Source organism: Streptomyces sp. NPDC051173 (assembly GCF_040689515.1).
Lineage (GTDB): Bacteria > Actinomycetota > Actinomycetes > Streptomycetales > Streptomycetaceae > Streptomyces.
This window is the reverse complement of the sequence record NZ_JBFBBD010000090.1, coordinates 16108-27020: the sequence shown is the minus strand read 5'-3', so window position 1 is coordinate 27020 and position 10913 is coordinate 16108. Positions and strand designations below refer to the sequence as shown.

Here is a 10913-nt window from a genome sequence, read left to right as displayed (position 1 = left end):
AAGCCCCCGGCCCGCACCCGGGCACGGGTCCGGGGCGGAGCCCCGGCCGCGGCGGAGCCGCGCATCAGATGCTGCGGGAAGGGGCGGGGCTGGGGGAACAAAAGCCCCCTCAGGCAAGGCTCAGCCGAACGGGGAGCACCCCGCCGCAGCCACGCAATTTCCGGGACCCGCACCACAAACCCCCAGGTCACAGAGGTAAGTTCGGCCTTCCTTGCTAGCGCCGTCACCCCATTCGTGCGTACCTTCGACGCAGGGGGCGGGCGACGAGCGACCCGCCCCGTGGGGAAAGGGAGCACCCGGAGCAATGTCTGTCCTCGATGCGGTTGAGGCACCACACGTGGCCCATCGCGACAACCACACGCACCGCGATGTGAACGGCGGCTGGCTGCGCCCCGCCGTCTTCGGTGCCATGGACGGACTCGTCTCCAACGTCGCCCTGATGACGGGCGTCGCGGGCGGCTCCGCCTCCTCGCAGACCGTCGTCATCACCGGCCTGGCCGGGCTCGCGGCGGGCGCGTTCTCGATGGCCGCCGGTGAGTACACCTCGGTCGCCTCGCAGCGCGAACTCGTCCTCGCCGAGCTGGACGTGGAGCGCCGCGAGCTGCGCAAGCACCCCGCCGACGAGCAGGAGGAGCTCGCCGCGCTGTATGTCTCGCGCGGTGTCGAGCCGGAGCTCGCGCGTGAGGTCGCCCGGCAGCTGTCGAGCGATCCCGAGCAGGCGCTGGAGATCCACGCGCGCGAGGAGCTCGGCATCGACCCCTCGGACCTGCCCTCGCCCACGGTCGCCGCCGTCTCGTCCTTCGGCTCCTTCGCCCTGGGCGCGCTGCTGCCCGTCCTGCCCTATCTCCTGGGCGCCACCGAGCTGTGGCCCGCCGTGCTGCTGGCCCTCGTCGGTCTCTTCGGCTGCGGCGCCGTCGTGGCCCGGGTGACGGCGCGCAGCTGGTGGTACAGCGGACTGCGCCAGCTGGTGCTCGGCGGCGCCGCCGCGGGTGTGACTTACCTCCTCGGTATTGCGTTCGGCACCGCATTGGGGTGATGCTTATGCGGGTTGCCGCATAACGTGCGCGTTACTTCGCGGTTTCAAGCCCTTGACGATCGGGCACAATCCGGGAGCGCAGCGGGCAACGCCGCCTTCGCTGCGCTGCGCCCGGCGCTGCCGGGCCGGGTGATCCCACGGCTTCCGGGGCTCGCCACTCGTCAGCAGCGTCCGCATGCTGGACCAGGTCTTCCGCTTTTTGAGAAGCGCCCCATCATGTAACCTGCACCAAATTTCTTCGCAGAGGGCCAGCGTCGTCCCTCGGCACATGCACACGCCATGACTGCCATGACGACGACGGGAGAGCCGATGCGTTCCTTCATTGCCGCATCCCACCCCGCCCAGCAGGGGATGTACGACCCGCGCAATGAGCACGACGCCTGTGGCGTGGGCTTTGTCGCGACCCTCACCGGCGAGGCGAGCCACGCGCTCGTGCAGCAGGCACTCACCGTCCTGCGGAACCTGGAGCACCGGGGCGCCACCGGCTCCGAGCCCGACTCGGGCGACGGAGCGGGCATCCTGCTCCAGATCCCCGACGCCTTCTTCCGCGAGAGCGTCACCTTCGACCTCCCCGCGGCCGGGGCGTACGCGGCCGGCATCGCCTTCCTCCCCGCCGGGACCCCCGCCGCGGACGCGGCCGTCTCGCGGGTCGAGACGATCGCCGCCGAGGAGGGCCTCACCGTCCTCGGCTGGCGCGAGGTCCCCGTCGCCCCCGAGCTGCTCGGCAACGGCGCCCGCGCCACGATGCCCGGCTTCCGCCAGCTGTTCGTCACCGACGGCGCCGGCACCGGCCTCGCCCTGGACCGCAAGGCGTTCGTCCTGCGCAAGCGCGCCGAGCGCGAGGCCGAGGTCTACTTCCCCTCGCTGTCCGCGCGGACCATCGTCTACAAGGGCATGCTCACCACCGGCCAGCTGGAGCCGTTCTTCCCCGACCTCTCCGACCGGCGCTTCGCCACCGCCATCGCACTGGTCCACTCCCGCTTCTCCACCAACACCTTCCCCAGCTGGCCGCTCGCCCACCCGTACCGCTTCGTCGCCCACAACGGCGAGATCAACACGGTCCAGGGCAACCGCAATTGGATGCGCGCCCGCGAATCCCAGCTGGCCAGCGACCTGTTCGGCACCGAAAGCCCGGAGCGGGTCTTCCCCGTCTGCACCCCCGACGCCTCCGACTCCGCCTCCTTCGACGAAGTCCTGGAGCTGCTCCACCTCGGCGGGCGCTCGCTGCCGCACAGCGTGCTGATGATGATCCCCGAGGCGTGGGAGAACCACGCCTCCATGGACCCGGCCCGGCGCGCCTTCTACCAGTACCACTCCACCCTGATGGAGCCCTGGGACGGCCCCGCCTGCGTCACCTTCACCGACGGCACCCTCGTCGGCGCCGTCCTCGACCGCAACGGCCTGCGCCCCGGCCGGTACTGGGTCACCGACGACGGCCTCGTCGTCCTCTCCTCCGAGGTCGGCGTCCTCGACATCGAGCCCGCCAAGGTCGTCCGCAAGGGCCGCCTCCAGCCCGGCCGGATGTTCCTCGTCGACACCGCGGAGCACCGCATCATCGAGGACGACGAGGTCAAGGCGCAGCTCGCCGCCGAACAGCCCTACACCGACTGGCTGGAAGCCGGCCTGATCGACCTCGCCGACCTCCCCGAGCGCGAGCACATCGTGCACACCCACGCCTCGGTCACCCGCCGCCAGCAGACCTTCGGCTACACCGAGGAGGAGCTGCGCGTCATCCTCGCGCCGATGGCCAAGTCCGGTGCGGAGCCCATCGGTTCGATGGGCACGGACTCCCCGATCGCGGCGCTCTCGACCCGGCCCCGGCTGCTCTTCGACTACTTCACCCAGCTCTTCGCGCAGGTCACCAACCCCCCGCTGGACGCCATCCGCGAGGAGCTCGTCACCTCGCTGATCTCCTCCCTGGGCCCGCAGGGCAACCTCCTGGAGCCCACCGCGGCCTCCTGTCGCAGCGTCACCCTGCCGTTCCCCGTCATCGACAACGACGAGCTCGCCAAGCTCATACACATCAACGCCGACGGCGACCTGCCCGGCCTGAAGGCCGCCACCCTCTCCGGCCTCTACCGCGTCGGAGGCGGGGGAGAGGCGCTCGCCGCCCGGCTCGCGGAGATCCGCGCCGAGGTCGACGCCGCCATCGCCGGCGGCGCCCGGCTGATCGTCCTCTCCGACCGCCACTCGGACGCCGAGCACGCCCCCATCCCCTCCCTGCTGCTCACCTCCGCCGTCCACCACCACCTCATCCGCACCAGGCAGCGCACCCAGGTCGGCCTGATCGTCGAGGCCGGTGACGTCCGCGAGGTCCACCACGTCGCCCTGCTCATCGGCTACGGCGCCGCGGCTGTCAACCCCTACCTGGCCATGGAGTCCGTCGAGGACCTCGTCCGCGCCGGAACCTTCCTGCCCGGCACGGACGCCCAGGACGCGATCCGCAACCTCATCAAGGCCCTCGGCAAGGGCGTGCTCAAGGTGATGTCCAAGATGGGCATCTCCACCGTCGCCTCCTACCGCGGCGCCCAGGTCTTCGAAGCCGTCGGCCTGGACGAGGAGTTCGTCGAGACCTACTTCCAGGGCACCGCCACCAAGATCGGCGGCGCCGGTCTCGACGTCGTCGCCCGGGAGGTCGCGGCGCGGCACGCCAAGGCGTACCCCGCCACCGGCATCGCCGCCACCCACCGCCGCCTCGACATCGGCGGCGAGTACCAGTGGCGCCGCGAGGGCGAGCCCCACCTCTTCGACCCCGACACCGTCTTCCGGCTCCAGCACTCCACCCGCGCCCGCCGCTACGACATCTTCAAGCAGTACACGCAGCGGGTGAACGGGCAGGCCGAGCGGCTGATGACGCTCCGCGGCCTGTTCGCGCTCAAGGACGACCGCACCCCCGTGCCGCTCGACGAGGTCGAGCCCGTCAGCGAGATCGTCAAGCGCTTCTCCACCGGCGCCATGTCCTACGGCTCCATCTCCCGCGAGGCCCACGAGACCCTCGCCATCGCCATGAACCGGCTCGGCGCCAAGTCCAACACCGGCGAGGGCGGCGAGGACCCCGAGCGGCTCCACGACCCGGCCCGCCGCTCCAGCATCAAGCAGGTCGCCTCCGGCCGCTTCGGCGTGACCAGCGAATACCTGGTCAACTCCGACGACATCCAGATCAAGATGGCCCAGGGCGCCAAGCCCGGCGAGGGCGGCCAGCTGCCCGGCCACAAGGTCTACCCCTGGGTCGCGAAGACCCGGCACTCCACCCCCGGCGTCGGCCTGATCTCCCCGCCGCCGCACCACGACATCTACTCCATCGAGGACCTCGCCCAGCTCATCCACGACCTGAAGAACGCCAACCCCGCGGCCCGCATCCACGTGAAGCTGGTCTCCGAGGTCGGCGTGGGCACGGTCGCGGCGGGCGTCTCCAAGGCCCACGCGGACGTCGTCCTCATCTCCGGCCACGACGGCGGCACCGGCGCCTCCCCGCTGACCAGCCTCAAGCACGCGGGCGGCCCCTGGGAGCTCGGCCTCGCCGAGACCCAGCAGACCCTGCTGCTCAACGGCCTGCGCGACCGCATCGTCGTCCAGACCGACGGCCAGCTCAAGACCGGCCGCGACGTGATCATCGCCGCGCTCCTCGGCGCCGAGGAGTTCGGCTTCGCCACCGCGCCCCTGGTCGTCTCCGGCTGCGTCATGATGCGCGTCTGCCACCTCGACACCTGCCCCGTCGGCATCGCCACCCAGAACCCGGTGCTGCGCGAGCGCTTCTCCGGCAAGGCCGAATTCGTCGTCAACTTCTTCGAGTTCATCGCCGAGGAGGTCCGCGAGCTCCTCGCCGAGCTGGGCTTCCGCACCCTGGAGGAGGCCGTCGGGCACGCCGAGCTCCTCGACACCGCCCCGGCCGTCGACCACTGGAAGGCCCAGGGCCTCGACCTGGCCCCCCTCCTGCACGTCCCCGAACTGCCCTCCGGCGCCGTCCGGCACCGCGTCACCGAGCAGGACCACGGCCTGGCCAAGGCGCTCGACAACGAACTCGTCGAGCTCGCCGCCGACGCCCTCACCGCGGAGCGCGCCGAGGACGCCCGGCCCGTACGCGCCCAGGTCGCCATCCGCAACATCAACCGCACCGTCGGCACCATGCTCGGCCACCGCGTCACCAAGAAGTTCGGCGGCGCCGGCCTGCCCGACGACACGATCGACATCACCTTCACCGGCTCCGCCGGCCAGTCCTTCGGCGCGTTCCTGCCGCGCGGCATCACCCTGCGCCTGGAGGGCGACGCCAACGACTACGTCGGCAAGGGCCTGTCCGGCGGCCGGATCGTCGTCCGCCCCGACCGCGGCGCCGACCACCTCGCCGAATACTCCGTCATCGCCGGCAACACCCTCGCCTACGGCGCCACCGGCGGCGAGATGTTCCTGCGCGGACGCGTCGGCGAACGGTTCTGCGTCCGCAACTCCGGCGCCACCGTCGTCTCCGAAGGCGTCGGCGACCACGGCTGCGAATACATGACCGGCGGCCGGGCCGTCGTCCTCGGCGAGACCGGGCGCAACTTCGCGGCCGGCATGTCCGGCGGCGTCGCGTACGTCATCGGCCTGGACCCCGACAACGTCAACAAGGAGCTGGTCACCGCCCTCGACACCCTCGACGAGGACGACCGGCGATGGCTGCACGACGTGGTGCGGCGCCATCACGAGGAGACCGCCTCCACCGTCGCGGCCACCCTCCTCGCCGACTGGGACACCGCGGTGACCCGCTTCACCAAGATCGTCCCGGCCACCTACAAGGCAGTGCTCGCCGCCAAGGACGCCGCCGAGCGAGCGGGTCTCTCCGAGACCGAGACCCACGAGAAGATGATGGAGGCGGCGACTCATGGCTGACCCCAAGGGCTTCCTGACCACCGGCCGCGAGGTCGCGCGGACCCGCCCCGCCGGCGAGCGCGTCAAGGACTGGAACGAGGTCTACGTCCCCGGCTCCCTGCTGCCCGTCATCAGCAAGCAGGCCGGCCGCTGCATGGACTGCGGCATCCCCTTCTGCCACAACGGCTGCCCGCTCGGCAACCTCATCCCCGAGTGGAACGACTACGCCTACCGCGAGGACTGGCAGGCCGCCAGCGAGCGGCTGCACGCGACCAACAACTTCCCCGAGTTCACCGGGCGGCTGTGCCCCGCACCCTGCGAATCCGCGTGCGTGCTCGGCATCAACCAGCCCGCCGTCACCATCAAGAACGTCGAAGTCACCATCATCGACAAGGCCTGGGACTCGGGCGACGTCACCCCCCAGCCCCCGGACCGGCTCTCCGGCAAGACCGTCGCCGTCATCGGCTCAGGCCCCGCGGGCCTGGCCGCCGCCCAGCAGCTGACCCGGGCCGGCCACACCGTCGCCGTCTACGAACGCGCCGACCGCATCGGCGGCCTCCTGCGCTACGGCATCCCCGAGTTCAAGATGGAGAAGCGGCACATCAACCGCCGCATCGAGCAGATGCGGGCCGAGGGCACCAAGTTCCGTACCGAGGTGGAGATCGGCCGCGACATCGACGCGGCCAAGCTGCGCGGGCGCTACGACGCCGTCGTCGTCGCCGCGGGCGCCACCACCTCCCGCGACCTGCCCGTCCCCGGCCGTGAACTGGCCGGCATCCACTTCGCGATGGAATACCTGCCCGTCTCCAACAAGGTGCAGGAAGGCGACTTCGTCACCCCGCCCATCACCGCCGAGGGCAAGCACGTCGTCGTCATCGGCGGCGGCGACACCGGCGCCGACTGCGTCGGCACCGCCCACCGGCAGGGCGCCGCCTCCGTCACCCAGCTGGAGATCATGCCCAAGCCGGGCGAGGACCGCGCACCGCACCAGCCCTGGCCGACCTTCCCCATGCTCTACAAGGTCACCTCGGCCCACGAGGAGGGCGGCGAGCGGGTCTACTCCGTCTCCACCACCCACTTCGAGGGCTCCGCCCCTGAAGAGGGAGAGACGGTCGGCAACGTCCAGTGGCTGCACCTGATCGAGGTCGAGTTCATCGACGGCAAGCTCACGCAGAAGCCCGGCACCGAGCGCCGCATCCCGGCCCAACTGGTCACCCTCGCCATGGGCTTCACCGGCACCGACGTCAAGAACGGCCTCGTCGGACAGTTCGGCCTGGAGCTCGACGAGCGCGGCAACATCGCCCGCGACGCCGACTACGCCACCAACGTCCCCGGCGTCTTCGTCGCCGGCGACGCCGGACGCGGCCAGTCCCTCATCGTCTGGGCCATCGCCGAAGGCCGCTCCGCGGCCCGCGGCGTCGACCGCTACCTCACCGGCGCCAGCACCCTCCCGGCCCCGGTCCGGCCGACGGACCGCTCCCTGACCGTCTGAGACCGTCCGAGATCATCTGACCCCCACGATCCCGCGGCACCCGCCCCCACCCCGACCGGTGAGCGGGTGCCGCGCCATGCCCCGGGCCCGCCCACGTCAGGAGGAGGCGTCCAGCGGCTGCGCCGAAAGACCGCTGAACTCCACACGCGCGTCCTCCGTGTACACCCCGACGCTGCCCTTCAGATACGGGCGCTCCTGGTCCTCGTAGGAGACCAGGCCCTTCCCGTCGACGCTCACCTCCATCCGCGCCCCCCGCTGCGCCACATGGACGTCCGACCATGCGCCGACCGGGAACTCCCCGCCACCGGTCGCCAGGAAGCGCTGGCCCCCGCCGTAGGCGGGATCCCGCTTGCCCAGCTCCCAGCCGTTCGGCTTCAGGGTGATGTAGTAGAAGTGCTCGGGGTCGGTGTACGCCCAGACCAGCCAGGGCACTTCCCACGGATTCGGCTTCGGGGTGCGCAGCTGGGCCACCGTCCGCATCCGGGCCTTGAAGTCCACCGATTCGTAGACCGCGGTGGAGACGACCAGCCCGGCGTGCGTCTCCTGCGGCTTCCCGGCCGCCTCGGGGGAGAGCTCCAGGCCGTCGTGGCGGCCGATGTTCTCCCCGTGGCCGTCGAACACCGAACGCCACGGGCCGTGGACCGAACCCTCGGCCCACGGCCGCTCGGGCTTGCCGTCACCGGCCCCCCAGATGCCGCTCACCGCCAGGGCGGCGCCCGCCACCACGACGGCGGCGAGCAGAGCGAGGCCGAGCAGCCGGTGAACTCTCGTCATGCCGTCGAGTATGACCCCGGACCCTCGGGACGGGAGGCGACCAACGGGACGACGCCCCGATCGGGTCCGGCATCCGCGCCGAAGTCCTCCGCGAGCTGCGCGACGATGCGGTCGGTGGCATGCCCGTCACCGAAGGGGTTGCCCGCCGTCGCCATCCGCTCGTACGCCACCGGGTCGTCCAGCAACGCCATGGCCGCGTCCAGGATGGCCTCGGGCTCCGTGCCCACCAGCCGGGCCGCGCCCGCCTCCACCGCCTCGGGCCGCTCGGTGGTCGTCCGCAGCACCAGCGCCGGCTTGCCGAGGGTGGGCGCCTCCTCCTGGATGCCGCCGGAGTCGGTCAGCACGAGGTCGCAGGCGGCGAGCGTCGCGGAGAAGTCCACGTAGCCGAGCGGCTCGACGACCCGGATGGCGGGGTGGCCCGACAGCGCGGGCAGCAGCGCCTCCCGCACGGCGGGGCTCTTGTGCAGCGGCACCACCATCTCCACGTCGCCGCGGTCGGCCAGCCGGCACATGGCGTCGCCCATCGCCCGCATGGCGGCGCCCTGGTTCTCCCGGCGGTGCAGCGTGAGCAGGACGCGCCGCCGGTCGCTCTCGAAGAGGCTGCGCCCGGCGCCCTGGTCGAGGACCCACAGGAGGTTGTCGATGACGGTGTTGCCGGTGGTGAACACCTCGGCGCCGGGGACGCCTTCGGCCGTCAGGTGGGCGGCGGCCCGGGGGGTGGGGGCGAAGTGCCACCGGGCCATGCGGCCTATGAGGCGCCGGTTCAGCTCCTCGGGGAAGGGGTTGTCGATGACGCCGGTGCGCAGGCCCGCCTCGACGTGGGCGATGGGCAGGTGTTCGTAGAACGCGGTCAGCGCGCCGGTCAGCGCGGTGGTGGTGTCGCCCTGGACGACGACGAGGTCGGGCCGTTCCCCGCGGACGACCTCGCCCAGCCCGTCCACCAGCCGTGCCGTGAGGGCGGACAGCTGCTGCCGCTCGCGCATCACGTCGAGCTCGGTGTGCACGGGCACCTGGAGGAGGTCCAGCATCTGGTGGAGCATCTCGCGGTGCTGGCCGGTGGTGACGACGAGCGGGTCGAAGAGCGGCGAGGCGGCCATGGCGCGGGCCACGGGCGCCAGTTTGATGGCCTCCGGCCGGGTGCCGAGGACGAGCATGGCGCGTACGGGTGCGGTGATGATGTCAGTGGACATGGTTCTCCCTTGACAAGGGCGTGCCGATGGGCGGAGGGGGGCGCCGTGCGTCAGGTGCGCGCGGTCTTCAGCCAGGTCTGTTTGCCGGTGAGCATCCGCCACAGGCCCCACCATCCGGCGGCGAACCAGATGTAGCCGTAGAGGACGAAGAGGTGGGAGAGCAGGATCGCGCGCAGCAGCCCGAGCCCTTTCTCCCGCCGGGAGTAGACGAAGGCGTAGACGAACGCCGCGGTGAAGGACAGGACGTACGGGCCGAGCACCCACCAGGGGGAGATCAGCGAGTGGCCGGCCTCGACCGAGCCGACGACCGTGCCGCCGAGTGCGACCAGGAAGGACAGCGGCAGCAGCGAGGTGAGCAGGATGAGCACCGGGCTGGACAGGTGGTAGAGCAGGTCGACGGCGGGCCGGGCGGGGACCTCGCGCAGGATCAGCGGCACCAGGCCGGCCGACTGGAGGTGGCCCTGGAACCAGCGTGAGCGCTGGCGCACCAGGCGGCGCACGTCGAGGACGGCCTGCTGGGAGACCGCGGCGTGGGTGCAGTGCTGGTTGATCCAGCCGCGGGCGATCAGCCGCACGCCCAGGTCGAGGTCCTCGGTGAGCGAGTCGCTCCAGGGGCCGGCGCCGTCGGGCCCGATGAGCGAGTCCAGGGCGGCGAGCCGCATGAACTGCCCGTTGCCGCCCATGCCGACGCTGCCGATGTAGCGCCGGGCGCTCTGGAAGATGTCGCCGTAGATGACGAACTCCATGTCCTGGAGCCGGGCCAGCAGGCCCTTGTCGCGGTTGTACATCCGCACACCGATCTGGGTGCCGCCGGTGCGCGGGTCGTCGAAATACGGGTCGACGGCCTGCACCACGTGCTGGTCGAGCCGGCCGTCGGCGTCCACGACACAGACGATCACCTCGCTCGGGTCGTAGCCGTCGAGCAGCCCGGAGGTGCGCAGGTGGCGGATCCCGGCGTTGAGGGCCGCGCCCTTGCCCTTGCGGGCGTTCGGCAGGTGCCGCTGGAGGAGGTGGACCTTGCCGGGCGCGGCGCGCTCGGCGGCGGCGCGGGCGATGGCGGCGGTGCCGTCGTCGGACGCGTCGTCGATGACCAGGGCCATGAAGTTGCCCGCGGGCAGGGCGGTGATCCGGGCCAGGCTCTCCCCGAGGACGCGCTCCTCGTTGAGGCAGGCGAGCAGGAAGACGTAGAGGCGCGGCCGGCGCGGGCCGCGGCCCCGGCGCATCCGCCTTCTGGACAGGACGAAGAGAGTGGTGTTGTAGCAGCCGGCCATCACGATGATGGCCATGGCGGCCCAGAGCAGTATTTCGCTGATCAAGGCCGTTCACCGGAGTTCCGCAGCAGGAACCAGAACTTGACCGAGAGCATGACCATCGCGGCCGTGCAGTAGAGAAGGAAGCCCGCCCCCGCGGCTTCCTGCAATCCCTGGGCGAAAGGCAGACCCGGCAGCACTTTCGGCGCCGCGGCGAGCCCGGCCATGGGCAGGACGGTGCCCAGCACAGGTTTTCCGTACATGAGTTCCCCCCGAATTCGCCTCGCTTATGAGGCGTGCGGACGGAAGGTATCAGATGTAACCGG

The 10913-nt window shown here is 71.4% G+C and carries 7 protein-coding genes; 3 read left to right on the top strand and 4 right to left on the bottom strand.

All coding sequences use genetic code 11. The annotated features are described in order from the left end of the window. The first annotated feature begins 304 nt into the window (after window positions 1–304). From AB0435_RS30285 to AB0435_RS30275, 3 genes are all read left to right on the top strand, one after another. Entirely contained in the window at window positions 305–1036 is a 732-nt protein-coding gene (locus AB0435_RS30285) for a VIT1/CCC1 transporter family protein (protein ID WP_366007145.1), read from the top strand. Window positions 1037–1387: 351 nt separating this feature from the next. Beyond that, the gene (gene gltB, locus AB0435_RS30280) at window positions 1388–5902 is read left to right on the top strand and encodes a glutamate synthase large subunit (protein ID WP_366428418.1); all 4515 of its coding nucleotides are present in this window, start codon (window positions 1388–1390) and stop codon (window positions 5900–5902) included. Beyond that, window positions 5895–7373, top strand: coding sequence for a glutamate synthase subunit beta (locus tag AB0435_RS30275; RefSeq protein WP_366007146.1), 1479 nt, complete (start codon window positions 5895–5897; stop codon window positions 7371–7373). The genes gltB and AB0435_RS30275 overlap by 8 nt, the downstream gene beginning before the upstream one ends. Window positions 7374–7469: 96 nt before the next feature. Here AB0435_RS30275 and AB0435_RS30270 read toward each other — a convergent pair whose 3' ends face one another. From AB0435_RS30270 to AB0435_RS30255, 4 genes are read right to left on the bottom strand one after another with little or no spacing between them, the layout of a single operon-like run. Beyond that, window positions 7470–8147, bottom strand: coding sequence for a calcium-binding protein (locus AB0435_RS30270; protein WP_366007147.1), 678 nt, complete (start codon window positions 8145–8147; stop codon window positions 7470–7472). Continuing rightward, the gene (gene wecB / locus AB0435_RS30265; protein ID WP_366428417.1) at window positions 8144–9337 is read right to left on the bottom strand and encodes a UDP-N-acetylglucosamine 2-epimerase (non-hydrolyzing); all 1194 of its coding nucleotides are present in this window, start codon (window positions 9335–9337) and stop codon (window positions 8144–8146) included. The genes AB0435_RS30270 and wecB overlap by 4 nt, the downstream gene beginning before the upstream one ends. 50 nt (window positions 9338–9387) lie before the next feature. Then, complete coding sequence (locus tag AB0435_RS30260; protein WP_366007149.1) at window positions 9388–10653, bottom strand: glycosyltransferase; 1266 nt, start codon at window positions 10651–10653, stop codon at window positions 9388–9390. After that, a complete protein-coding gene (locus tag AB0435_RS30255) occupies window positions 10650–10850 on the bottom strand; it encodes a hypothetical protein (protein WP_366007150.1) in 201 nt (66 codons plus the stop codon). Before AB0435_RS30255 ends, AB0435_RS30260 begins: the two co-directional genes overlap by 4 nt. Window positions 10851–10913 lie beyond the last annotated feature (63 nt).